The organism is Campylobacter sp. B0100352/1 (genome assembly GCF_020135855.1).
GTDB classification, from domain to species: Bacteria; Campylobacterota; Campylobacteria; order Campylobacterales; family Campylobacteraceae; genus Campylobacter_D; species Campylobacter_D taeniopygiae.
Genome location: NZ_JACHTP010000005.1, coordinates 14,421 through 39,836 on the forward strand (window position 1 = coordinate 14,421; position 25,416 = coordinate 39,836).

At 29.8% G+C, this 25,416-nt stretch carries 24 protein-coding genes and 1 pseudogene; 15 read left to right on the forward strand and 10 right to left on the reverse strand.

The genetic code is table 11. The features are described from left to right. From H2279_RS02450 to rplI, 7 genes are read right to left on the reverse strand one after another with little or no spacing between them, the layout of a single operon-like run. Nucleotides 1–1,791, reverse strand: a complete 1,791-nt coding sequence (locus H2279_RS02450; protein ID WP_337195473.1) for an aminopeptidase P family protein — start codon at nucleotides 1,789–1,791, stop codon at nucleotides 1–3. Then, complete coding sequence (locus H2279_RS02455; RefSeq protein WP_337195474.1) at nucleotides 1,788–2,354, reverse strand: hypothetical protein; 567 nt, start codon at nucleotides 2,352–2,354, stop codon at nucleotides 1,788–1,790. The genes H2279_RS02450 and H2279_RS02455 overlap by 4 nt, the downstream gene beginning before the upstream one ends. Beyond that, on the reverse strand, nucleotides 2,347–3,423 hold the full coding sequence (locus tag H2279_RS02460; protein WP_137624195.1) for a hypothetical protein: 1,077 nt from the start codon (nucleotides 3,421–3,423) through the stop codon (nucleotides 2,347–2,349). The genes H2279_RS02455 and H2279_RS02460 overlap by 8 nt, the downstream gene beginning before the upstream one ends. Beyond that, on the reverse strand, nucleotides 3,413–4,288 hold the full coding sequence (era, locus tag H2279_RS02465) for a GTPase Era (RefSeq protein WP_337195475.1): 876 nt from the start codon (nucleotides 4,286–4,288) through the stop codon (nucleotides 3,413–3,415). The genes H2279_RS02460 and era overlap by 11 nt, the downstream gene beginning before the upstream one ends. Continuing rightward, the gene (hslU, locus tag H2279_RS02470; RefSeq protein WP_337195476.1) at nucleotides 4,285–5,604 is read right to left on the reverse strand and encodes an ATP-dependent protease ATPase subunit HslU; all 1,320 of its coding nucleotides are present in this window, start codon (nucleotides 5,602–5,604) and stop codon (nucleotides 4,285–4,287) included. The genes era and hslU overlap by 4 nt, the downstream gene beginning before the upstream one ends. Then, complete coding sequence (hslV, locus tag H2279_RS02475; RefSeq protein ID WP_137624192.1) at nucleotides 5,601–6,143, reverse strand: ATP-dependent protease subunit HslV; 543 nt, start codon at nucleotides 6,141–6,143, stop codon at nucleotides 5,601–5,603. The genes hslU and hslV overlap by 4 nt, the downstream gene beginning before the upstream one ends. 2 nt (nucleotides 6,144–6,145) lie before the next feature. Beyond that, nucleotides 6,146–6,589, reverse strand: coding sequence for a 50S ribosomal protein L9 (rplI, locus tag H2279_RS02480; protein ID WP_137624191.1), 444 nt, complete (start codon nucleotides 6,587–6,589; stop codon nucleotides 6,146–6,148). A 147-nt stretch (nucleotides 6,590–6,736) separates the two neighbouring features. On the opposite strand from rplI, the gene H2279_RS02485 reads away from it, so the two are divergent. The 10 genes and pseudogenes from H2279_RS02485 to H2279_RS02530 all read left to right on the forward strand — a co-directional run bounded on the left by H2279_RS02485 (nucleotide 6,737) and on the right by H2279_RS02530 (nucleotide 17,484). Then, the gene (locus H2279_RS02485; RefSeq protein WP_337195512.1) at nucleotides 6,737–6,982 is read left to right on the forward strand and encodes an RNA-binding S4 domain-containing protein; all 246 of its coding nucleotides are present in this window, start codon (nucleotides 6,737–6,739) and stop codon (nucleotides 6,980–6,982) included. Continuing rightward, a complete protein-coding gene (gene tsaE, locus H2279_RS02490) occupies nucleotides 6,979–7,383 on the forward strand; it encodes a tRNA (adenosine(37)-N6)-threonylcarbamoyltransferase complex ATPase subunit type 1 TsaE (protein ID WP_337195477.1) in 405 nt (134 codons plus the stop codon). The genes H2279_RS02485 and tsaE overlap by 4 nt, the downstream gene beginning before the upstream one ends. Next, the gene (gene lptB / locus H2279_RS02495) at nucleotides 7,380–8,108 is read left to right on the forward strand and encodes an LPS export ABC transporter ATP-binding protein (RefSeq protein WP_137624189.1); all 729 of its coding nucleotides are present in this window, start codon (nucleotides 7,380–7,382) and stop codon (nucleotides 8,106–8,108) included. Before tsaE ends, lptB begins: the two co-directional genes overlap by 4 nt. Beyond that, nucleotides 8,108–9,358 (forward strand): RNA polymerase factor sigma-54, encoded by a 1,251-nt coding sequence (locus H2279_RS02500; protein WP_337195478.1) that lies wholly within the window; start codon nucleotides 8,108–8,110, stop codon nucleotides 9,356–9,358. Before lptB ends, H2279_RS02500 begins: the two co-directional genes overlap by 1 nt. A 119-nt stretch (nucleotides 9,359–9,477) precedes the next feature. Then, nucleotides 9,478–11,013, forward strand: a complete 1,536-nt coding sequence (locus tag H2279_RS02505) for an anaerobic C4-dicarboxylate transporter (protein WP_337195479.1) — start codon at nucleotides 9,478–9,480, stop codon at nucleotides 11,011–11,013. 89 nt (nucleotides 11,014–11,102) lie between these two features. Beyond that, nucleotides 11,103–11,180: pseudogene (gene kdpF / locus H2279_RS02510) on the forward strand (K(+)-transporting ATPase subunit F); the annotation flags it as partial. A 9-nt stretch (nucleotides 11,181–11,189) separates the two neighbouring features. Next, the gene (kdpA, locus tag H2279_RS02515) at nucleotides 11,190–12,881 is read left to right on the forward strand and encodes a potassium-transporting ATPase subunit KdpA (RefSeq protein WP_337195480.1); all 1,692 of its coding nucleotides are present in this window, start codon (nucleotides 11,190–11,192) and stop codon (nucleotides 12,879–12,881) included. Between the two features lie 13 nt (nucleotides 12,882–12,894). Next, on the forward strand, nucleotides 12,895–14,940 hold the full coding sequence (gene kdpB, locus H2279_RS02520) for a potassium-transporting ATPase subunit KdpB (protein ID WP_137624185.1): 2,046 nt from the start codon (nucleotides 12,895–12,897) through the stop codon (nucleotides 14,938–14,940). A 2-nt stretch (nucleotides 14,941–14,942) separates the two neighbouring features. Further along, a complete protein-coding gene (kdpC, locus tag H2279_RS02525; protein ID WP_337195481.1) occupies nucleotides 14,943–15,584 on the forward strand; it encodes a potassium-transporting ATPase subunit KdpC in 642 nt (213 codons plus the stop codon). Further along, the gene (locus H2279_RS02530) at nucleotides 15,553–17,484 is read left to right on the forward strand and encodes a sensor histidine kinase (protein ID WP_137624183.1); all 1,932 of its coding nucleotides are present in this window, start codon (nucleotides 15,553–15,555) and stop codon (nucleotides 17,482–17,484) included. Before kdpC ends, H2279_RS02530 begins: the two co-directional genes overlap by 32 nt. Here the strand turns inward: H2279_RS02530 and uvrB are convergent. Then, nucleotides 17,479–19,452, reverse strand: coding sequence for an excinuclease ABC subunit UvrB (uvrB, locus tag H2279_RS02535; protein WP_337195482.1), 1,974 nt, complete (start codon nucleotides 19,450–19,452; stop codon nucleotides 17,479–17,481). The two genes, H2279_RS02530 and uvrB, sit on opposite strands and share 6 nt — an antisense overlap. Nucleotides 19,453–19,609: 157 nt before the next feature. Here uvrB and H2279_RS02540 point away from each other — a divergent pair, with 157 nt between their 5' ends. Genes H2279_RS02540 through H2279_RS02555 form a run of 4 tightly spaced genes read left to right on the forward strand, consistent with a single transcriptional unit; the run spans nucleotide 19,610 to nucleotide 22,338 of the window. Beyond that, nucleotides 19,610–19,840, forward strand: coding sequence for a hypothetical protein (locus H2279_RS02540; RefSeq protein ID WP_137624181.1), 231 nt, complete (start codon nucleotides 19,610–19,612; stop codon nucleotides 19,838–19,840). After that, a complete protein-coding gene (locus tag H2279_RS02545; protein WP_137624180.1) occupies nucleotides 19,830–20,075 on the forward strand; it encodes a hypothetical protein in 246 nt (81 codons plus the stop codon). Before H2279_RS02540 ends, H2279_RS02545 begins: the two co-directional genes overlap by 11 nt. Then, nucleotides 20,072–20,503 (forward strand): type II secretion system protein, encoded by a 432-nt coding sequence (locus tag H2279_RS08885; protein WP_442862185.1) that lies wholly within the window; start codon nucleotides 20,072–20,074, stop codon nucleotides 20,501–20,503. Before H2279_RS02545 ends, H2279_RS08885 begins: the two co-directional genes overlap by 4 nt. Next, nucleotides 20,500–22,338, forward strand: a complete 1,839-nt coding sequence (locus H2279_RS02555) for a primosomal protein N' (protein WP_337195483.1) — start codon at nucleotides 20,500–20,502, stop codon at nucleotides 22,336–22,338. Before H2279_RS08885 ends, H2279_RS02555 begins: the two co-directional genes overlap by 4 nt. On the opposite strand, the gene H2279_RS02560 is transcribed toward H2279_RS02555, so the two are convergent. Continuing rightward, nucleotides 22,331–23,686: a DUF2972 domain-containing protein gene (locus H2279_RS02560; RefSeq protein ID WP_337195484.1), complete on the reverse strand. Its 1,356-nt coding sequence runs from the start codon at nucleotides 23,684–23,686 to the stop codon at nucleotides 22,331–22,333. The genes H2279_RS02555 and H2279_RS02560 overlap by 8 nt on opposite strands. 3 nt (nucleotides 23,687–23,689) lie before the next feature. Then, entirely contained in the window at nucleotides 23,690–24,214 is a 525-nt protein-coding gene (locus tag H2279_RS02565; RefSeq protein WP_337195485.1) for an adenylyl-sulfate kinase, read from the reverse strand. Nucleotides 24,215–24,330: 116 nt separating this feature from the next. Here H2279_RS02565 and ispG point away from each other — a divergent pair, with 116 nt between their 5' ends. After that, entirely contained in the window at nucleotides 24,331–25,404 is a 1,074-nt protein-coding gene (gene ispG, locus H2279_RS02570) for a flavodoxin-dependent (E)-4-hydroxy-3-methylbut-2-enyl-diphosphate synthase (RefSeq protein WP_137624176.1), read from the forward strand. Nucleotides 25,405–25,416: the final 12 nt, after the last annotated feature.

Here is a 25,416-nt window from a genome sequence, read left to right on the forward strand (position 1 = left end):
CTAATCAATAGTTTTTGTTTTATTTTTTAGCCATTTTAAAACTTTAGGTTCATTTTTTAGCCTTATGGAAAGTTTATCATAAACTTTTTTATGATAAGCATTTAGCCATGATTTTTCATCTTTATTGAGTAAAGTTTTATCGATGCATTTTAACTCAAAAGGACAAAGAGTTAAGGGTTTAAAGTATAAAAATTCTCCATAATCTTTATTTTTTGGATTTTTAACTTTGGTATTTAAAACTAAATTTTCAAGCCTAATACCCCATTTATCTTTTTTATATATTCCTGGTTCTATAGAGGTTAGCATTCCTTCTTTGGCTTTGGTTTTTTCAAGGACAGGCGCAAAATAAGATAGGGTTTGAGGACCTTCATGGACATTTAAAAAATAGCCTACCCCGTGGCCGGTTCCATGCATATAATCAAGCTGATTTTTCCATAAAGGCGCCCTTGAGATCGCATCAAGTAAAGGCATAGGAATATCTTTTGGAAAAATAGTACTTGATATGGCTATATGTGCTTTTAAAACAAGAGTATAATCATAAATTTGCTCTTTGCTAACTTTTCCTATGGCAACAACGCGAGTTATATCTGTGGTGCCATTTTCATATTGGGCGCCAGAATCTATGAGTAAAAGTCCATTATCTTTAATATAAGAAAAATTCTCTTTTGTTGCCTTGTAATGAACACAAGCCCCATTAGCATTAAAACCTGCTATGGTTGCAAAGCTATTGCTAATATAATAAGGACTTTTTGATCTAAATTCTGTTATCTTAAGATCAATATCAAGCTCACTTATGCGTTTATTTTTTTTGATATTTTCTTCTAGCCAAGTAAAAAATCTACACAAAGCAATTCCATCTTCTATCATAGCATTTTCTATATGTTTGATTTCTTTTTGAGTTTTGATTGATTTTAAATATGTGCTAGGATTAATTTCTTTTATGATTTTTACACTTTTATGAAGATATTGAATCAATAAAGCTGTTGTTTTTGTTGGTTCTATGAGTAGGTTTATATCGCGGAGTTTTTGAATTTCTTGATAAATTTCACAATAATTTTTAATGTAAATTCCATCTTGATTGAGCTTTTTTTCTAGCTTTGAATCAATTTTATTTTGATCAACAAAAAGCAAAATTGTTTTTTGACTGATAAGCAAATAACTTAAAAATACAGGGTTGTATTCTATATCGTTTCCTCTTAAATTCGTAATCCAAGCGATATCATCAAGCGAAGAAATGAGATGACTCTGCGCGTTTAAATCTTGCATTTTTTCTCGTATTTGTTTGATTTTTTCTTGACGAGAATAACCACAGTATTTAATCTTGTGCTCGTAAATTTTGCTTTTTGGTAAATTAGGACGGTCTTGCCATAAAGGTGAAATCAAATCAATGTGTTTTAATCTTGCTCGGTAATTTGTTTGCAAATTTTCAAATAAATTTAAAGACAAGAGAGAAAAATCAGTGCCTAGAATTTCATTGTTTTTAAGATTTTCTTTTAACCAATTTAAAAAAGTGTTAGCATGATCTTGTTTTTGAAGTTCTATAGAACTTCCTTTTAATTCTTTTTCAGCTTGAAGCCAATATCTTCCATCTGTCCATAAAAAAGCTTTTTTATGGGTAAAAATCAAGGTTCCAGCTGATCCTTTAAAACCGCTAATGAAAGTTTTATTTTGATAAAAATCTGGAAGATATTCATTTAAATGAGGATCTGAACTTAAAATCAAATAAACATCTATATGATTTTTTTTCATTAAGTCTCTAAGTTGTGTGATCTTTTGTTGGTATAAATTCATTTAATTTCCTTATTAAGATATATTATTGATATTTCAAGATTTAATTCCAGTTTTAAGCTTGTTAAATTTTGCATTTCAATGATATTGATTTGATAATAACAATTTGAGTTTTCTAAATCTTTTATAAAAGACAATAAAGCATTAAAATTTCCATAAGTTTTGATAAAAATTTTATAGTGATCGATATTGTTTTTTTGAGTTTTTGTCTGTGAGATTTTTTTTATTTCGATTTTGTTATTTAGAGCTAGTGTTTTGATATTTTTTAAATATTGATCATATTTTTTTTGGAATAAACTTAAGTATTGTTCATAAACGAGTGTTTTGTTTTGAATTTGTTGTAGTTTTTGATTTGATATTTGTATTTTTTGTTCTAAATTTTCATTAGCAGCTTGTTCTTTTTTAATATCAATATTATGGATGAAAATATTATGATTAAAAAAAGAATTTACAAATAAAGGTTCGATTTTAAAAGCTAAAAATATAGCGAACAATATTATAATGATAGTAATGAGAAGTTTTTCTCTTAGATTTAAATTTTCTAAAAAAAATTCTATTTTATCCATGGATTAACTCTAAAATAATTTGATGTAATGCATCGTTTTTGGATATAAGCTTCAATTCAGTTTTTAAATTTTTAAGAGCGTGAAGATAGTTTTCCTGATTGTTAAATTGTATGATAATGTTATAATCTTTTAGTTTTAAGCTAGAAATTCCTAGTGAGTTTTGGTTAAGCCAAATAAAGATATTTTTTAAAATCAAAGTTCTATCTTTGTTTGGTTTGAAATTTTTTACAATTTCATTGAGTTGATTAAAATTTTGATCAAGAAGTATTTTTTTATCATAAAGAGTTAAATTTAAGTCTTTGAGTTTTTTTTCTAAGATTTTATTTTTCTCTTTTTCTAGTTTGTAAAGCTTATCTTGAGAGTTTTTATTTTGAGTTTGCAAGTTTTTATTCTCTTGATAATTTAAAAAATTAGTAAAAATTAAAATTCCACTCGCACTAAAAAAAATGAATAAAAATAAAAAAAATAGTTTTAAATAATAAGGAAAAATTTTCTTACTTGTTTTAATAAAATTTGCATTTTTATCTAAGATTGGCATGCTTAATTTTGCGAGTTTATTTTCATTTTGTTCTAAAATTTTACAAACTATTGCTTTATTTTTTAATTCTTTTATCAAATCATTATTTTCAAAACTGATTAAAATTTCACTTTCATAGTATTGTAAAAGTTCTAATATATGTGTTTTTTTTAAAAATAATTCTAAGTTTTGTTCATATTTGAATTTTTTAAAAGCTTTAAATTTATCTTGTTCATAAAAACATAAATATATTTCATCCAAATAAAGCTCTAGAAAGCAAAAATTATTTTTTTCAATCAAATTATTTTTAAATAAAGGCTTAAAAATGAAGGCTTTGGGGAAACAAGCGAGGCATTTGGGTAAATTTTCAACTCTACTTAAAAAACAGTGATAAATTTCATCTTGTTTTAAAAATGCTATTTGATATTCAAAAGGATTTTTTATATCACATTCTTTGATTATTTCCTCAAAGAGTCTATCTTCTTCAAATCTGCCATTTTTTTGGATATAAATGAGTTTTTCAAAACTTACAATTTCAATTTTATTCTTCATAATTTAACATTTTTTTTAAAAAATCCTCATCTTTTTGCCAATTCTTTTTTACCACTACATATAGTTTTAAAAGAATTTTATTTTGAGCTAGTTGTGTAATTTTTATTCTAGCATCTTTGCCTATACGATTGAGCGTTGATCCATTTTTTCCTATAAGCATGGCTTTATGAGAATTTGTATCTGTAATGATTTGAGCTTCAATAATGATAAGATTTGTTTTTTCTTTAATTTTATTGATCATTACTTCGGTGCAGTAAGGCAATTCTTGACTTAAATTTTCATAAATACTTTCAAGTATAAAATCTCTATAAAGCTCTTTTTGACTGCTTGGAGTTAAAAAATCAGGATCATAAAAATATTCATGTTCGTCTAAATATTTTACAATTTCATCAAGCAAGGTTTTTTTGTAAGTCTTTTTTTTGCAAGAATAAGGAATGATAGCCTTAAAATACTCGCTAAATTTAGCATAATCGTTCAGTTTTTTTAAAAGAGCGGCATTATCGGTTAAATCAACTTTGTTTAAAACGATAATATGAGGAACTTTTGGTTTTAGTGTTAAAAATTCTTCATAATTTTTCAGATCATCAAATACGCTTGCCACAAACAAAATCAAATCACAATCTCCCATGGCTTTTATAGCACTTTCAATTAACATTTGATTTAAGGTTGCATTACTTTGATGTAATCCAGGAGTATCAATAAAAATAATTTGATCTTTTTCATGCATCACTATGGCTTTGATTTTTCGCCTTGTGGCATTTTGTTTATGAGAAACTAGAGTGATTTTTTCCTCAAGCAAGGAATTAACCAAAGCACTTTTTCCAGCATTGGTTCTTCCTATGATGCTAACAAAGCCACTTTTCATAAAATATACCTAGCTAAGTCTTTATTTTCTATAATATCTCCAAGTTTTTCTTCGACCATTTTTTTATCAACGATAAATTTCTTACCCGCGTATTCATCAGCCTCAAAACTTAAGTCTTCAAGAAGTTTTTCTATCACAGTATGCAAACGTCTAGCACCTATATCTTGCATTTCTTCATTTGCTTTAGAGGCTATTTTTGCAATTTCTTTTATAGCTTCATCATCAAATTCAAGTTCTAATTTTTCTGTTTTTAAAAGTTCGGTGTATTGTTTTAAAAGTGAATTTTTAGGACGGGTTAAAATTTCATAAAGAGCTTTATCATCTAAGCTATCAAGTTCAACCCTTAAAGGAAAACGTCCTTGAAGTTCTGGGATTAAATCACTTGGCTTGCTTAAATGAAAAGCACCCGCAGCGATAAAAAGTATATGATCAGTCTTTAAGGTTCCGATTTTAGTTTGAACGCTAGATCCTTCAACGATTGGTAATAAATCTCTTTGTACTCCTTCTTTGCTTGGATCTTGTCGATTTGAATTTCCACTTGAAACGGCTATTTTATCGATCTCATCTATAAAAATAATCCCTTCATTTTCTGCTCTTTTTAAAGCTTCACTTTTTATGCTTTCTTGATCTAAAATTTTATCTCCAGCTTCGTTTCTTAAAGCGTTTTTAGCATCTTTGATTTTCATTTCTTTTTTGACTTTTTTACTTCCTACGCCAATAACCTTGACAATATCTTGCATCGCTCCCATTTCAGGCGGCAAGTTAGGATTGGTATCGAACATGCTTTGAGAAATTTCTATTTCTATATTGCTTTCATCCAAATCTCCATTTCTAAGTTTGGTTCTCATTTTTTCAAGGCTGTTTTTATATTCTTCTTGTTTTTCATCACTAATGCCTTTTGGTAAAGGTGGCAAGAGTTTTTCTAAAATTTTATTTTCGATAAATTCATCGATTTTATCTTTGTTTTTTTCTTTTTGTTCATTCTTGACCAAATTTAAAGCTGCATTAGCCAAATCTCTTACCATGCTCTCTACATCACGCCCTACAAAGCCCACTTCAGTGTATTTGCTAGCTTCAATTTTTATAAAAGGAAAACCCATCATTTTTGCAAGTCTTCTTGCAATTTCGGTTTTGCCAACTCCAGTTGATCCTATCATTAAAATATTTTTTGGCATAATATCATCTTGAAGTTCTGGGCTTAATTGCATTCTTCTATAACGATTTCTTAAGGCTATAGCAATGATTTTTTTAGCTTTTTTTTGACCGATAATATAATCATCTAAGAATTTGACTATTTCTTTTGGAGTTAAGTTCATTTTTCATCCTCTATTACATAGGTTTTTATATTTGTATTGGTATAAATGCAAATTTCTCCTGCAATTTGTAAGCTTGATTTTACTAGTTCTTCTTCATCTAAAGAAGCGTGTTTTGCTAAGGCTCTTGCAGCTGAAAGCGCATAATTCCCACCACTACCAATCGCTGCGATCTCTCCATCTTCTGGTTCTACTACATCGCCAGTTCCCGAAAGTAAAAAAATGTGATTTCTATCAAGCACTAGCATCATGGCTTCGAGTTTTCTTAAGTATTTATCTTTCCTCCATTCTTTGGAAAAATCTATAGCGGCCTTCAAAAGATCGCCTTTAGAACTTTGTAATAAATTTTCAAACATATCAAAAAGATTAAAAGCATCCGCTGTACTTCCTGCAAAACCTGCCAAAACTTTGCCATTGTTAAGCTTTCTAATTTTAACGGCATTGCCTTTTAAAACAGTATTTCCAAAGCTAACTTGCCCATCTCCTCCGATTACGGATTTATTTTTACCCTTATAGGCTAAAATCGTAGTTGCGTGAAACATAATTATTCTGCCTTTATATCAATTTTAAAATTTGCATGGATTGCATGGCCTAATTTTACACTGATTTCATGAATTCCAATGCTTTTTAAAGTATCACATTCTAAACTTTTTTTATCAAGTTCTATATTTTTTTGCTCTTTAAGTGCATGAGCGATTTCATCTTTTGTAACCCCGCCAAATAAGTTGCCATTGGCTCCAACAGGTTTAAAAATTTCAAGGGTGATTTTACTAAGCTCTTCTTTTAATTTTTCTAAATTTGCAATTTCAAAGCGTAAATTTTCAGCTTCTTTTTTCTTATCACTTTCATATTTTCTTAAAACTTCAGTAGTAGCAGCTTTAGCCAAGCCTTTTCCGATTAAAAAATTTTGTCCATATCCATCTTTAACCTCTTTAACTTCTCCGGCTTTCCCAAGCCCTTTAACATCTTTAATCAGTAATACTTTCATCAAACAATCCTTTTTTAAGTTTTAACTTAATTTTTATCTTATTGTATCTAAAATTTGTTAAAAGAAAGGTTTTTAATGAAATTTAATTGCATCAATACAAGCAAAATATGTTCCAAAATTTGTTTTTTTTTGCTAAAATTCATTCCTATGAGAGTGGATAAATTTTTAAATGTGGTTAATATCACAAAAAGACGAGCAATTTCTGAAGATATGTGTAAAAGCGGAGTGGTCAAAGTCAATGATAAAGTCGCTAAAGCGAGTAAGGAAGTGAAAATAGGAGATATCATTAGTTTGCATTTCATGCAATACACTCAAGAATATAGGGTTTTGGCCATACCTTCTACTAAAAGTATTCCTAAAAATACCCAAAATCAATACGTGGAAAAATTATGAAAGAAATGATTTTATCTAAAGAAGAATTAGATCAAATTTTTTCTTATTTGCCTTGCGATGGAGTGGTTTTGTTGCAAGGAGATTTAGCTAGTGGTAAAACTAGTTTAGTTCAAGCTTGGGTTAAATTTCTAAATTTAAGCGATCAGGTTACTTCCCCAACTTTTTCTATCATGCAAAAATACCAAAATAAAAATATTTGTGTATATCATTATGATATTTATCAGCAGGGCTTAGATGGGCTTTTAAAGAATGGCTTGTTTGATAATTTATTTGAAGAAGGTTTGCATCTGGTAGAATGGGGAGATGATGAGTTAAAAGAAAAATTATTGCAATTTGGAATTTTATCTACAATTGTTAAAATCAGCGTTAAAGAAAATAAAAGAAAGTATGAAATTTTATGAGTAAATTACAAATCATCAATCTAGAAAAAATCATAAAAAAAACAAAAATTATACAAGATGTATCATTAGAATTAAATAGTGGCGAAGTTGTTGGACTTTTAGGGCCAAATGGAGCAGGAAAAACCACTACTTTTTATATGATATGTGGTTTAATAACTCCAAGTAATGGAAAAGTTTTGCTTGATGGTGTGGATATTACGAAAGAGCCATTAAATAAACGTGCTAGAGAGGGAATTGGATATTTACCACAAGAAAGTAGTATTTTTAAAGATTTAAGCGTTGAAGAGAATTTGCTTTTAGCGGCACAAATTTTTTATAAAGATAAAAAAGTATTAAATGAAAAAGTAGAGCAAATGCTTGAACTCTTGAGTATAGAACCGATTCGCTTAAGAAAAGGTTTGAGTTTAAGTGGCGGTGAAAGAAGGCGTTGTGAGTTGGCAAGAAGTTTGATGTGTGAGCCTAAATTTTTACTTCTTGATGAACCATTTGCTGGGGTCGATCCTATAGCAGTTTCTGAAATTCAAGCTTTGATTAAAGAACTTAAGAAATTAAATATTGGAATTTTAATTACTGATCATAATGTGCGAGAGACTTTAGCTATTTGCGATAGGGCATATGTGATTCGTTCTGGATCTTTATTGGCAAGTGGGAATGCTGAAGAAATTGCAAACAATAAAGATGTAAAAAAATACTATTTAGGAGCGGAGTTTAAACTCCTAGATTAATGTTAAAGCAAAAGATTACTCAAAGTGCAAAAACAAAAATTTCTCAAACCTTGCGTTCGTGGCTTCCTATTTTACAGGCAAATATAGAAGATTTAAAAGAGAATTTGGACAAATTTGCAGAAGAAAATCCTTTTTTAAATATTCAAGATGCGATTAAAACCTCTGAAAAAGGAAAGAGTTATTTTGATTCTTTTTATAAAAACAATACAAATTCAGCTATGGTTGAAAGTATGGGTATTGGTAAAAAAAGTGTTTATGAACTTTTAAATGAGCAAATTATCCCTCCGCTTTTTCCTACAAAAAAATCTCAGAATATTGCAAATAAAATCATAGAATGTCTTAATCATGAAGGGTATTTTGAATACGATCAAGAAGTCATGCAAGATATTGATGAAAAGGATATTGAAAGCATTAGGATGCGTTTTAAGTTTTTAGATCCTATAGGTGTGGGTGCTAAAGACTATAAAGAAGCTTTTTTATTTGCTCTTGAAAATGAAAATATAGATGAAGAACTCTATGATTTTTGCAAAATGCTTATATTGGATTTTGAAAATATTCAAAATTATACGAAAGAAAAATTATATACTCAAGCAATTTCTGTGATAAAAAAATTCAGCATTCCTCCTTTTTTGGAATATTTTGAAGATTCTCAAGCTATCATTCCTGATATTTTTATTTTTCGAGAAAATAATGAAATTAAAGTAAAAATTAATGATGAGTATTATCCTGAAATTTCTATTGAAACAGATGGAATTGACCATGAATATTTAGCACATTACATTAAAGAGGCTAAAAATTTAGTAGATGCTTTGGCTATGAGAAAAGCAACTTTATATAAAATTGGATTGATGATAGTAGAGCATCAGTATGATTTTTTTGTGGGTAAAGATATTAAACCTATGACTTTAAAAGATATTGCAGAAGATTTAGATCGCAATGCTTCTACGGTTTCAAGGGCGATTGCAAATAAATATTTAAGCTGTGAAAGAGGATTGATTCCTTTAAAAGATTTTTTTGCTTTTGCTCTTGATGAAGAAGGAGAAACTTCTAATGCGAGTGTAAAAGATTTTATCGCAAATTTGGTTAAAAATGAAAATCGCTTAAAACCTTTAAGTGATAGTAAAATTTTAAAACTCATACAGGATGAATTTAAGATCGATATTGGGCGTAGAACGGTTACTAAATACCGAAAACATCTCAATATCGCAAGTTCTACAGATAGAAAAAAACTTTACGAACTTGAAGGATAAGTTTTTTTAAAACTTCTTATATTTAATTTTTATTTATATTATTTAATAAATATTATCTTTTCTTTTTAAATTATGCTACAATGAAATTATTGATTTTTATAATTTAAAAAGGAATTAAAATGGATTTTTTAACAAATCTTAGTGAAGGGTGGCAATTTTTTATTCAAATAGTGGTAGTGCTTATTTGTCTTTTTTATGGTGCTAAAAAAGGCGGTATAGCTCTTGGTTTATTAGGTGGAATAGGCATTTTGATGCTAGTTTTTGTTTTTCATATCCAGCCTGGAAAACCTGCGATTGATGTTATGCTTACTATTTTAGCTGTAGTTGTTGCTAGTGCGACTTTGCAAGCAAGCGGTGGCTTGGATGTTATGCTTCAAATTGCTGAAAAAATTTTAAGAAAAAATCCTAAATTTTTAACCCTTTTAGCTCCTTTTGTTACGTGTTTTTTGACAATGCTTTGTGGAACAGGGCATATGGTATATACTATAATGCCTATCATTTATGATATTGCCATTAAAAATGGTATTCGTCCAGAACGTCCTATGGCAGCAGCTTCTATATCTTCACAAATGGGAATTATTGCAAGCCCTGTTTCTGTAGCGGTTGTAAGTTTAACAGCTTTGCTTTTAAATACTTCTCATAAATTGGCCGGTTTTGATGGCTACATTAATTTACTTCAAATCACTATACCTAGTACGCTCATAGGTGTTTTATGTGTGGGAATTTTTTCTTGGTTTAGAGGTAAAGATTTGGATAAAGATGAGGTTTTTCAAGAAAAATTAAAAGATTTAGAATTTAAAAAATATGTTTACGGAGAATCTAAAACGCTTTTGGGGGTTAAATTGGCAAAAAGTAATTGGGTTGCAATGTGGATTTTTATCCTTGCAATTTTTTCAGTAGCTATTATTGGAATTTTTGATGATTTAAAACCCAATTGGGGTCAAAAAATGGTGTATCAAGCGCACATTGATAATACAGTAGAATGGACTTTAAGTGGAGGCAATAAGGCTGTAATTGATCTTAAAAAATTAACTTCTAATATAAAAGATCATTCAGAAGCGATTGTAGCTATCCCTCAAAAAGATAAGCTTGGAAATCCAAGTTATAATTATATTTCTATGGTATCAATCATTCAAATGTTTATGCTTTTAGCGGGTGCTTTGATGATTATTTTTACAAAAACAGATGTAAAAAAGATAGGCTCTAACGAAATTTTTAAATCCGGTATGGTAGCCCTTGTGGCAGTTTTTGGAATTTCTTGGATGGCTGATACGATGTTTGCAGTCCATACTCCTATGATGAAAGCTTTATTTGGAGATATAGTTAAAGAGCATCCTTGGACTTATGCTTTAATGCTTCTTTTAATTTCAAAATTTGTTAATTCTCAAGCAGCAGCTATTTCTGCTTTTGTTCCTTTATCTTTAAGTATTGGTGTTGAAGCAGGTGTGATCATAGCTTTTGCGGCTGCTTGCTATGGGTATTATATTTTGCCAACTTATCCGAGTGATTTGGCTACTATACAATTTGATCGATCAGGGACAACTCGTATTGGTAAATTTGTGATCAATCATAGTTTTATTTTACCTGGACTTATTGGCGTGGTTTCTTCTTGTATAGCGGGTTATTTTATAACAATGATGGCAGGATATCTTTAGTTTGAAAATAATAAAGCAAATTATAAGGCTAGCAAGGATAGAATTAAAACCCTTTATTGTAAATGATTTTTATTAATAGGATTTTATGAATGATCTTTTTATTGATTTTAAGTTTATTGCTTGCTTGCTATCTTTTTTATGCACTTTTATATCCTGAAAAATTCTAAAGGAATAATATGTTAGAAATTGTAATAGTACTTCTTATAGCTTTTGGTTTATCCTTAATTTTTGGACGATACTTATATAAAATTGCTAATTTTAAAAAAACTATTTTTGATTTTATTTTTAATCCTATAGATACTTTTATTTATAAAATTTGCGCTATCGATAGAAAAAATATGACTTGGAAACAGTATTCTTTTCATTTGTGTATTTTTAATCTTTTGGTGGCTATTTTTTCTTTCATTATTTTTTTATTACAAGATAGATTTTTTTTAAATCCTAACTCTATCAAATCAATGCCGCTAGATTTGAGTTTAAATACCGCTATTAGTTTTATTACTAATACTAATTTACAGCATTATAGCGGGGAAAATGCTTTAAGTTTATTTTCTCAAAGCACAGGAATTTTGCTTGCTATGTTTGTTTCTGGCGTGAGCGGATATTGTGCTTGTATGGCTTTTTGCAGGGCATTTTGTGGTATGCAAATGGGAAATTATTATGAGGATTTTACTCGTGTGATGACACGTTTAATACTTCCTTTGAGTTTTATTATTTCTTTGATTTTTATTTCTCAAGGTGTAGTGCAAAATTATTATCCAAATTTTAATCTTGTAACTTTAGAAAATAAAATTCAAACTATAGCTACAGGCCCTGTTGCTGCTATTGAGTCTATTAAACACTTAGGAACCAATGGTGGAGGATTTTTTGGAGCTAATTCAAGTATGCCTTTTGAAAATCCTAATGCTTTAACCAATCTTATACAAATTTTATCCATGATGTTAATTCCTAGTTCTTGTGTTGTAGCCTTTGGATTGATGATTCATTATAGAAAAGAAAAACAAGGTTTTGCTTTGATGGGAAAACAAGGCGGAGTTATCTTTGGAGCTATGGGTATTATTTTCTTAATTTCTTTAATTATTATCCATTATAGTGAAACTCTTCCAAATCCTAATTTATCTTCTTTAGAACTTAATCAAACTTTGGGAAATTTAGAGGGAAAAGAATTAAGATTTGGGGTTAATTCATCCAGTTTATTTAGTGCTGTTACAACGTCTTTTACAACAGGAAGTGTTAATAATATGCATGATAGTTTAAATCCTTTGAGCATAGGAGTTGCTATGCTTAATATGATGCTTAATGTTGCTTTTGGTGGTGATGGTGTTGGGCTTATGAATATGATGATCTATGTTATTTTGTGTGTATTTATTTGTGCCTTGATGATAGGAAGAACTCCGGAGTTTTTAGGAAAAAAAATAGAAAGTAGGCAAATGAAACTCATTGCCTTAGCTATTTTGATACATCCTTTATTGATCCTTGTTTTAAGTGCTTTGGGAGTAATTTTTGCAAAAGATAGCATCACAAATCCTAGCTTTCATGATTTAGCTCAAATTTTATACGAATTTACATCCGCAACTGCAAATAATGGATCTGGGCTTGAGGGACTTAAAGATAATGATTTGTTTTGGAATTTAAGCACAGCTTTTGCAATGTTTTGTGGGCGTTATCTTATTTTGATTATACAATTAGCAATTGCAGGATCATTTTTAAATCAAAAAACCCAAGAAAATAATACAAATACCTTAAAAACAGATACTTTGACTTTTATGTTTGTTTTAATTTGTATCGTTTATATTTTTGCGGCATTAACTTTTTTTCCAGTGCTGACACTTTCTAGTGTGGCTGAATATTTATCTTTATGGCATTAAACAAGGAGAACTAATGTCTAAAAAACAAAATAAACTTATCACAAAAGAAATTCTAAGCACAGCAATTAAAGGAGCATTTTTTAAATTTGATCCGCGTTTTATGATTAAAAATCCTACAATGTTTATGGTAGAAATTGGTTTTATTATCACGCTTATTTTAAGTTTTTTTCCTAGTTTATTTGGAGGCGATCATCAAGAAAGAATTTATAATATTTTAATCACTTTAGTTCTTTTTATTACTTTATTGTTTGCAAATTTTGCAGAAAGTATAGCCGAGGGTAGAGGAAAGGCACAGGCAGCCACTTTAAAGCAAAGTAAAAAAGACTTTAAGGCAAGAGTGATTAAAAATGATGGCAGTGAAGAAATGCTAAGCGCTAGTAAATTAAAAATCGGAGACATTGTTCTAGTTAAAGCAGGAGAACTTATACCTAATGATGGAGAGGTTATCGAAGGAGCGGCTAGCGTTGATGAATCGGCAATTACTGGAGAAAGTGCGCCTGTGATGCGTGAAGCAGGGGGTGATTTTTCTTCTGTAACTGGAGGAACAACGGTTTTAACAGATTTTTTAAAAATTAAAATTTTAGTCGGTGCTGGAGAAAGCTTTTTAGATAAAATGATCAATTTAGTTGAAGGGGCTGCTCGTCAAAAAACACCTAATGAAATCGCATTAAATATTCTTTTAATTGTTCTTAGTTTAAGTTTTTTAATCGTTGTGGTTAGTTTGTATCCTTTTATAGAGTTTTTAAATGTTAATTTGCCTATTTCTTGGCTAGTTGCTCTGCTTGTATGTTTGATTCCTACTACTATTGGAGGACTTCTTTCAGCTATAGGTATAGCAGGAATGGATAGAGTAACTCGTTTTAACGTGATAGCACTTTCTGGAAAAGCCGTGGAGAGTTGTGGTGATGTTGATACCATGATCTTAGATAAAACAGGTACGATCACTTTTGGAAATCGTTTGGCTAATGAATTTTATGAAGTTCAAGGAGTAGATAGGGAGCGATTGATCCATGCTTGTTTATTATCTTCTTTAAAAGATGAAACTCCAGAAGGAAAAAGTATTGTTGCGTTAGCAGGTAAAATGGGATATCAACGCGATCAAGAAGAAATTCAAGAAGTGATCGAATTTAGTGCTCAAAATAGAATGAGTGGGGTTAATTTAAAAGATGGCACTCAAATTCGCAAAGGGGCTTTTGATACGATTAAGGCCTATATTGATGAAATGGGTGGAGAAATTCCAAGTGATTTGGAAGCAAAAGTCATGCAAATTTCAAATCTAGGTGGAACTCCTTTAGTGGTAAGTCAAGATAAGGAAATTTTAGGAGTAATTTATCTAAAAGATACTGTAAAGCCAGGTCTTAAAGAACGATTTGCAAAATTAAGAAAAATGGGCATAAAAACACTTATGTGCACAGGAGACAATCCCTTAACAGCGGCTACAATAGCCAAAGAAGCCGGACTTGATGGTTTTATAGCAGAATGTAAGCCAGAAGATAAAATAGAAGCTATAAAAAAAGAACAAGCTGAAGGTAAAATTGTCGCAATGACAGGAGATGGCACTAATGATGCTCCAGCACTCGCACAAGCTGATGTTGGTATAGCGATGAATTCAGGAACTGCAGCTGCTAAAGAAGCTGCTAATATGATTGATCTTGACTCTAATCCTACAAAAATTTTAGAAATTGTTGAAATAGGCAAAGGTTTATTGATCACTAGAGGAAGTTTGACAACCTTTAGCATGGCTAATGATATTGCTAAGTATTTTGCCATTTTACCAGCTATGTTTAGTGTGGTTTTGCCACAGATGCAAATTTTAAATATTATGCATTTAGCAACTCCACAAAGTGCTATTTTATCAGCATTGATTTTTAATGCTGTGATTATTCCTTTGCTTATACCTATTGCTATGCGTGGTGTTAAATTTAGACCTATGAAAAGTGAAATGTTACTTTTAAGAAATTTAGGGATTTATGGAATTGGAGGGGTGATCGCTCCTTTTATTGGTATTAAAATCATCGATATTCCTACGGCTTGGCTACTTGGAATTTTAGGAGTTTGATTATGATTAGAACTTTGCTTAGTTTTTTTATCGTTATGCTTGTTTTGTGTTGTGCTATTTATCCTTTTACATTAAATGAGATAGCTAAATTTATTTTTCCTTATGAGGCGAGTGGAAGTTTAATCGATGAAAATGGACAAGCTACACTTGATGTAAATAAAGCGGTTGGCTCAGAGCTTTTAGGTCAAGCTTTTAACAAGCCTTATTTTTTACATGGAAGAAGTTCAGCTGTAAATTATAATACAAGTGATATTAATCAAAGCAGTGTTAATTCAGGTGGTTTTAATTATTCTATGTCTAATCCTGCATTAAAAGAGCGCATGATAAAGGATTTAAATCAATTTTTAAAGCAAAATCCAAATGTTTCAAAAAAGGAAATTCCAATTGATTTATTAAATGCTTCAGCTTCAGGACTTGATCCGCATATTAGTAAACAAGCAGCATGGATACAAATTCCTCGTATAGTCAAATTTTCAAAATTAAGTAAAAATCAAGTAGAAAAAATCATCAATAATAGCACACAAGATAAATTTTTAGGTATTTTTGGTGAGATGAAAGTTAATGTTTTAAAAGCAAATATAGCTATAAATAAGGCCATGAAAAAGAGTAAAAATGCAACGACAAACACCCGAACAAATTCTTAAAAAATTTGAAGTAAAAGCCAAAGAAGAGGAAAAAAATAAATTTGCTAAACTAAAAATATTTTTAGGTTATGCAGCAGGATCTGGAAAGACCTATGCTATGTTAAGTGAGGCTAGAAATTTATTGCAAAATGGAGTCGATGTCGTTTTGGGTTATATAGAACCCCACGATAGACCTGAAACTATGAGTTTGACTGAAGGTTTTGAAAGCATTGAAAATCTTGAAATCTCTTATAAAAATATTACCTTAAAAGAATTTGATCTAGATGCTACTTTAAAAAGAAAACCGGCTTTAGTTTTGGTTGATGAATTAGCGCACACAAATGCAAAAGGTCTTAGAAATGAAAAGCGTTTTCAAGATATAGAAGAATTATTAAAAGCGGGTATTGATGTTTATACTACGTTAAATATTCAGCATTTAGAAAGTTTAAATGATTTGGTGGCAAATATCAGCAAAATAGAAGTTAAAGAAAGAATTCCTGATCGTATTTTTGATGAAGCCGATCAAGTAGAACTTGTGGATATTGAGCCTAATAAACTTCTAAAAAGGATGCAAGAGGGTAAGATTTATAAAGAAAAACAGGCTAAATTAGCTTTAGAAAATTTTTTTAGACAAGAAAGATTGGTAGCCTTAAGAGAAATTGCTTTAAGAAGACTTGCATCAAGAGTCAATTTAAGAGCAAATGAACAAAGGCTTATTAATGATGACTTAACTTATCATACTGGAGAGCATATTTTAGTTTGTATCAATGAAAGCAATGCCAAAGTTATCAGATCAGCTGCAAGACTTGCAAGTGCTTTTCATGCAAAATTAAGTGCTATTTGTATAAAAAATTCTAACCTTGAAGAGGATAAATCATTAAAAGAAAATTTAGAACTTGCAAAGAGTTTTGATGCTGAGATTATCAGCGTTTATGATGAAGATGTAGCGGGTCAAATTGCTGAATATTCTAGTATTAGCAATGTTTCTAAAATAGTTTTAGGGAAAAATAAAAATAAGAAAAAATTTAAAGAAGAAATTTTTGAAGCTGTGGCAAAAAAAAGTCCAAATATTGACTTATATCTAGTCAATGAAAGCGAAATTAAAACGCCCAAAATAACAAGAAAAAAAGGTTTTAATTTTTTAAATTTTATTATGATTAATGCTATATTATTATTAGCAATTATCATCGCTTTTATATTTCATCAATTCGACACTCAACCTAGCAATATAGTGATGGTTTTTATTTTGGCTGTTTTTAGCTCTTCTTTTATATCGGATAATAAATTTTATGCTTTGTATTCTTCTTTAGTTAGTGTATTATTTTATAATTTTTTCTTTTTAAAACCTTTTTTTAGTTTCAAAATTCATGATAGTGCAAATATAATTACTTTTGCGACTATGTTTATTGTTGGTTTTTTAACTTCTATTTTTACAAGAAGATTAAAGCTTCAATCCAAAGAATTAGCAAAAAGAGCTTACAGAACAGCAATTTTGCTTGAAAATAGTGAAAAATTAGCCAGAGTAAAAAGCAAACAAGAACTTTGGGAGCAACTTGGCAATCAAGCTTTGAAATTATTAAATTTACCTATAATCATTTATCCTATGAGTAAAAATAATATTTTATCCAAGCCATTATTATTTTTTAATAATGATAAACAAATACTTAAAAATTGTTTTAGTGCTGATGAAATTGCTATTGCTCAATGGGTGGCTACAAATCGTGAAAGAGCAGGGCTTTGCACCAATACCTTGCCAAATGCTAATGCGATGTATTTGCCTATAGAAGATGGAGAAAAAACAAAAGGGGTTATTGGTATAGTTTTAAAAGAAAAGCGTCCTTTGCAAGATTTTCAATATGAAATTTTAAACGCTTTGATTAATGAAGTTGGAGTGAGAACAAGGGATATATTTTTGTTATAAATTTTTCATTTTATTGATCTCGTCTCTTATAGCTGCTGCTTTTTCAAATTCAAGAGCTTTTGCTGCTTCTAACATTTGCTTACGAAGTTCCTTAATAAGCTTAGCTCTTTCACTAGCAGGCATTTTTTCAAGTTTTTTACCTTTGCGATAAATTTCTCCTAAATCTTCCTCATTTTTTAAACTTTCTTCTATGTGACGTTTAACTGAGGTTGGAGTAATATTGTGTTTTTTGTTATAGGCTTCTTGAAGTTTGCGACGTTCATTAGTTGTATCCATAGCTTCTTGCATGGATTTTGTAATTTTTTTACAAAAAAGCAATACTTTCCCATTGACATTTCTTGCAGCCCTTCCCATAGTCTGTATAAGACTTGTTGTGCTTCTTAAAAATCCTTCTTTGTCAGCATCCATAATGGCAATGAGTGAAACTTCAGGCAAATCAAGCCCTTCTCTAAGCAAATTAATACCAATTAACATATCAAAAGCACCACTTCTAAGATTTCTAATGATTTCATTGCGTTCTATTGCATCAATATCTGAATGCATGTATTTTACTTTAATGCCAAGCTCTAAATAATACCTTGTAAGCTCTTCGGCTAATTTTTTAGTCAGCACTGTAACCAAGACACGTTCATTTTTATCGATCACTTTTTTAGCTTCGTCAAATAAAATTTCAACTTGATTGTCGCTGTCTTTTAATTCTATAAGTGGATCAAGCAAGCCCGTTGGACGCATGATTTGGTGAAAAATATTTTCTTTGCTTAGTTCAAGTTCTAGAGGTGCTGGGGTGGCTGAAACAAAAAGAAATTGACAATTTTTATGGATAAATTCATCAAACATTAAAGGACGATTATCAAGAGCTGAAGGTAGGCGGAAGCCATAATCTACTAAAGTTTGCTTTCTACTTCTATCTCCAGCAAACATTCCGCGAAATTGAGGCAATGAAACATGACTTTCATCAACAATGACAAGAAATTTCCTATCTTTAATCGCAAAATAATCAAATAGCGTATAAGGTGTATCTCCGGCTTTTAAACCTGTTAAATGTCTAGCATAGTTTTCTACGCCTTTGCACATACCTATACTCGTAAGCATTTCAAGATCAAATTCAACACGTTGTTTTAAACGTTGGTGTTCTACGAGCTTATTTTCGAGTTCAAATTGAGCTAAGCGTTCATTCAATTCTTGTTTGATATCTTTAATAGCTTGTTTTAAACGCGTTTCACCGACGCTAAATTGACTTGTAGGATATAAAATAAAGCGCTTTAAATCTTTGCCTTTTTTATTTTCTAAAACATTATAATGATACATGCTATCAAGTTCATCACCAAAGAATTCAAGCCTTACTACTTCATCCTCATAATAAGCAGGATAAATATCTATAGTATCACCTTGCACACGAAAATCTGCACGATCAAAAAAATTATCATTTCTTTTATAACCCATATCTACAAGTTTTTTAAGAAGTTCTTTTTGTGAAATTTGCATACCAAGTTCAAAAATTAAAACCATTCCAATGTATTCATTTGGATTTCCAAGTCCATAATTAGCCGAAACACTTGCGATACACACAACATCTTCATAGCTTAAAAGTGAAGCTGTAGCACTTAGTCTTAATCTTTCTAGATCTTCATTTGTGGAACTGTCTTTTTCTATAAAGACATCAGTGCGTGGAATGTAAGCTTCTGGTTGGTAATAATCATAATAAGAGATAAAATACTCCACATGATTTTTAGAAAAAAAGCCTTTAAATTCGCTATAAAGTTGGGCGCACAAGCTTTTATTATGACTCATAATAAGAGTTGGCATTTGAAGTTCTTTGATGACATTAGCCATGGTAAAAGTTTTTCCGCTACCTGTAACCCCTAATAAAGTTTGATATTTGTTACCTTTTTTAATACTTTTTACTATGCCTTCTATGGCTTGTTTTTGATCAGGACTTGGTTTAAATTCACTTGTAAGTTCTAGCATAATTTCACTTTATTAAAATATTTTAAAAATAAAAATTTTAAAAGAAAATACTTTAATTAAAATTAATCTTTTTAAAAACATGAAAATTTATTTTTTTTTGCTACAATTATATAAATATTTTCTATATTTAAATTTTCAATTAAAGAAGGCGAAAAATATGTTTGATGAAAAAATTATTAATACTATGTCAGATAAAGTTAATGAGCTTATTGAAAAGTATAATGAAGTGTGCGAAGCAAATGAGAATTTAAGAAATGAACTTGTAAGCGTAAAGGCACAAAATGAGGCAAAAAGTAATCAAATAATGCGTCTTGAGGAAGAATTAAAATCTCGCAATATAGAAAGTGAGGATATTTACAAAAAAATCGAGGCTGTACTTGGCAAGTGATAATTTAAAACAAGTAATTATCAATGTTTCTGCAAAAGATTTTATTGTTAAATGTAGTGAAGAATTCGCTAATGTTTTAGAGGATGATATTGCTTTAATTTCTGGCGGAACTAAAAAAATTGAACTCAAGCGTTTTGTAGATGCTTTTGTAAAAAAAAGTTATGAAAATTATATTTTAGAAAGAGAACTTAAAAAACTTATAAAAGCTATTAATGAAGAACTCCCAGTCAAATGAAAAAAGCTTTTACCTTGCTTGAGTTGGTTTTTGTCATTTTGATTTTAGGGATACTTACTACTTTAGCCTTAAGCTTTTGGGGCAAAAGCAAAGAAGAGGCAAAAATTTTAAAATTAAAAATAGATTATGAAATGTTAAGCTCGGCTTTATCGCTTATGCGAACTCAAGCTGAGCTTAAACAAATTGCTTTTATAGCCAATCTTGACAATGCTAAATTTAATACTCCAAGGGAAAAACTTTTTTATAATGCTAACGATTATTCCTTGCTTGATTCTCCTATTTATTCTGATTTTAAATCTTGGATGAAAATTGCATCCAATCAATATAGATTTTTCTTAAATTCAAAAGAATACATTGATTTTGCTTATGACTCTAAAGAAGGTATTTTAGAGTGCATAAATTCAAAATATTGTAAAGATTTGCAATGAGATATTATGAAGTGTCGGTCTTTGGACTGTATTTACAAAATTTAATTTTTCATAGTGAAAAGGAGATCCCTGCCTTAAGCGAGGTAATTATAGATGTAAAAATGAAAAAAAATCTTAGAGCTTTAGTGATTAAGGAATGCGAAAAGCCAGATTTTCAAACAAAAGCTATTAAAGAGCTTACACCTTTTTCTTTAAGTAAATCTCAATTTGAACTTGCGCAATTTATTTCTTATTATTATGCAGCCAAAATGGGTTTTGTTTTGGGCTTTTTTTTAACAAGCAAAGAGTATAGCTGCAAAAAACTAGAAATTACTAAAGAGCCAAATTTAAGCTTAGAACAACAAAAAGCTTTAGATTTTTTAAACAATCAATCAAGTTCTTTGCTTTTTGCAGATACTGGGAGTGGTAAAACTGAAATTTATATTTCTTTAATTAAAGATTATTTAAAAAAAGGAAAACAAGTTTTATTTTTGATGCCTGAAATTTCACTCACTTCTCAAATGAAAAAACGTTTGCAAATGTATTTTGAAGACAGTTTTTTTTTATGGCACTCTAAGGTTTCTAAAAAGAAAAAACAAGAATGTTTGGAAAGCTTTAATGAAGGTAAAGCTTTATTGATTGCTGGAGCTAGATCAGCACTTTTTTTACCTTTTAGAAATTTGGGTTTAATTGTGGTAGATGAAGAGCATGATAATTCTTATAAAGCTTCAAATCAACCCTATTTAAATGTTAGAGATTTGGCGCTTTTTTTAGGAGCTAAGTTAAATATTAAAGTCGTTTTAGGATCTGCAACTCCTTCTTTGACGAGTTTTTATAAGCAAAAGGTATTTAGACTTAAAGGAACATTTTTTGAAAGCAAGAAACATTTTATATACGATGAAAATGAGTTATCATTAAGTCCTATGCTTTTAAATGAAATACAAGCGAGTTTAAATAAACAAAAGCAAGTGATTATCTTCTTGCCTACGCGTGCTAATTTTCGTCAAATTTTTTGTAAAAATTGTGGAGAGACAATAAAGTGTCCATTTTGTTCTATTGCTATGAGTTTGCATAAAAATAGAAATTTATTAAAATGCCATTATTGCAATTTTACAAAAAATATCGATCAATCCTGCCCTTCTTGCAAAGGTTTAATGCTAGAAGCTAGAAAGATGGGAACGGCTGAACTTAAAGAGCTTTTAGAGTCAAAATTTACCCATGCTAAAATAGCAAAGTTTGATAGCGATGAGATTACGAGTGTTAAAAAATTAAATCACATTTTAAAAGAATTTAATGATAAAAAAATTGACATACTTATAGGGACTTCCATGCTTGCTAAAGGACATGATTATCATAATGTCGATTTGAGTGTGATTTTGGGTATGGATGAGTACTTATTTAGACCGAATTTTAGAGCGAGTGAAGAAACCTTAGCTTTAGCTATGCAAGTTGCAGGTAGAGCAGGGCGTAAAGGAGAAGCTAGAGTACTCTTGCAAACTAAAAATCGTGCTTTTTTTGAAAAATATATACAAAATTATGATGCTTTTTTGCGAGATGAGCTTGAAAATAGAAAAGGTTTATATCCTCCTTTTAAGCGTATTTTAAGATTAATCATAGAAGATAAGGATAGATTAAAAGCACAAAATTTATGTGAGTATTTAGCTGAAAAATTAGCAACGATAAAAAATATAGAACTTATTGGATACGGAGTTTGCGGAGTTGAAATGATTAATGCAAAATACCGTTTTCATATTCTTATCCGCAGTGATTCTTACAAGGCTTTAATTGCCATAGAAGAATACGTTTTACAATTTAAAAATATCAATGCAGATATTGATCCTATAGATTTTATGTAAAATCATTGTTTTTAAATTTTTGATAATATTTCCAAGAATTGATAATATCTGGACGATTTTGTTCTAAATGCTGATATTCTTTTTGAAAAATGTTTAGAAATTTCGATGCTAAGGTCTTGTTGGAATTAAAAGATGATAATACCTCTTCCTCTTTCATCATCATAAGTTCATTTTGCTTATCGATCTTTTTTATTTCAAATAAAAAGTTATGTAAATACTCTTTAACAGCATTAAAAAATTGCGTATCATTTGTAAGTTTTTCTAAATCTTCTTTTTGAATATATAAAGCTATATCATTTGATAAATCATCATCAATAACTAATTTTATTATATTAATTTGTTCATTTTGTCTTGGTCTATCCAAAGTAATAGCAATACTGTTTAAAGGATCGATTTCTGGATTTAATCTATTGTTTATATCTTTTTTATTGGCATAAAGTGTGATGGGAAAAAGATAGCGGATGTAGCCTTTGAATTCTTGAATTTTAAAAAAGGATTGTTTTTCTATAGGGGGGGGGGTAAAGCTGAATTTTTGAGCAAGAAAATCCAATGTTTTAAAAGCATTTTCTGGAATAATCGAGTTCATATCTAAATAATAAATTTTATCTTGATTGAAATATCGCAATAAAAAATTTAAGATAAAAACTCCATTATTCAGCTCTTCAAAATCAACTTTAATTTCAGTTTTTTTATTGTGAGTTAAAAATTCAATATAATTTCTATAATCATAAGTGAGATTAAAATCGCGTGGATAATTTCTTGAAACTTTTGTCCAATCTCTTCCCCAATTGTGTTTTAAAATCCCTATAGGGTCTCTAACACCACAAATGATTTGTGCATTAGGATCAAGCAAATTTAGAAATTTATCAAAATTAGGAATATTAAGTTCTGAAATATTTATAGCATATTGATCAATATTGCTATTTAAATACATATAATGGATGCAATATCTTTCTTTGGCATCATTAGGGGAAGTCCAAGAAGGAAAACATAAAACATCACAACCCTCATTAAGATATCTTAAAAATGCAGCAGCACCGACCCCATGAGGCGAAATATAGATAAATTTATAGTGTTTAGGTAAGGGTAAATTTAAATCCCAAGCAAGTTCTGCGCAATATCTGCTCGAATCTGTGTCTATACAGTCAGGATTAATCAAAGGAGGATAAGGGCTATTTAAATAATTTTCTTTAAATTCATGTGAGTTTAACCATGTGCAAATAATGTTAATATTTTCCGTAATAAAATTAAAAAAGTTTTCATTGTGGGAATTTTTTAAAGCTTTTAATAAAATTTGGGCTCCAATTGGATTTAAATTATCCCGTATAAATTCTAATAAATTTTGCATATTTTATAAGTATTTTTGTAAATGATCTAAAATGATAGCTACTTTTTTTTCAAGATTATCAAGTTTAGAATTATCTACAATCAGATCAGGATGTGGCTCATCAAAATCAATATCAACTCCCACAACATTTTTAATATCGCCTTTTAAAGCGCCGCTATAGAGCCCTTTTTTATCTCGTTTTTTTAATTCTTCAAAATCACATTTTATATAAATTTCAAAGTAATTTTTAAGTCGTTTTCGGTTGTATGTATAAATTTCATCCCACATAGAAATCGTACTTACAATAACTACCATTCCTTGAGAACTTAAAAAATGAGCGAAATTAGAACGTTTTAGTGAAACTTCAATACGTCCTTCTTTTTCATAGCCATAATGTCCCAAAAGATCTCTTAATTCATCGCCGTCAAGATAGATAATATTGTTTAATTTTTCTCTCAATTTCCTACATAATTCTTCAGCAATACAGCTTTTCCCACTACCTGCTAAACCTGTTAGCCAAATCACTCCACCATTTTTTAAATCTTGCATTATTTTTTCCATTATATTTAATAAAAATTAGATGTAGAGATTATATAAAAATAAACTTTAGTTAAAGCAAAAAAAGTTAAAATTTTAAAAATAATATTCATAAAAAGAGTTTGTGTATGAAAGTAGAGAGATTTAAAACAAAGCAGATTAAAGTGGGAAATGTTTTAATAGGGGGAGATGCACCTATTTCAGTTCAATCGATGTTATTTACAAAAACTAGAGATATAGAGGGTTGCTTAGAGCAGCTTAATCGTCTTTATTTTGCCGGAGCAAATATAGTGCGTTTGGCTTGTTTGGATATGGCGGATGCAAGAGCCTTAAGAGAAATTAAAGCAAAGAGTCCATTGCCTTTGATAGTGGATATTCATTTTAACCATAACTTGGCTGTATATTGTGCTGAATTTATTGATGGTGTGAGAATTAATCCTGGAAATATTGGCTCTAAAGAAAATATCAAAGAAGTTGTAAAGGCTTGCAAAGAACGTAATATTCCTATACGCATAGGGGTTAATCATGGTTCCATAGAAAAACAATTTAGCGATAAATTTGGATATGGCATAGAGGCTATGCTAGAAAGTGCTTTATATAATATTAAGCTTTTAGAAGATTTAGATTTTACAGATATTAAAATTTCAATGAAAACTTCAGACGCTCAAAAAACGATAGAGGCTTATGAAAGATTGCGTCCACTGTGTGATTATCCATTTCATTTAGGTGTTACAGAGGCAGGAACTAAATTTCATAGCACAGTCAAAAGTTCTATAGCTTTAGGAAATTTACTTCTTAAAGGTATAGGCGATACTATGCGTGTATCTATGACGGGAGAACTTGAAGAAGAAATTCGTGTCGCAAAGGCAATTTTGCAAGATAGCGGGGTGCAAAAAAGCGGGGTTAATATCATCTCATGTCCAACTTGTGGAAGGATACAAAGTGATTTGCTTAGTGCAATTAAGATTGTAGAAGAGAAAACCAAACATATTAAAGAGCCAATTAATATTAGCGTTATGGGATGTGTTGTTAATGCTTTAGGTGAAGCTAAGGGGGCTGATGTCGCTATAGCTTTTGGAAAAAATCAAGGACTTGTTATAAGACATGGAGAGGTTGTTGCAAAATTAAAAGAAAAAGATTTGGTTGATAGATTTTTACTAGAAGTTGAAGATGAGGTAAAAAGTAGAACGATAAAAGAATAATAAAGCAAGGTA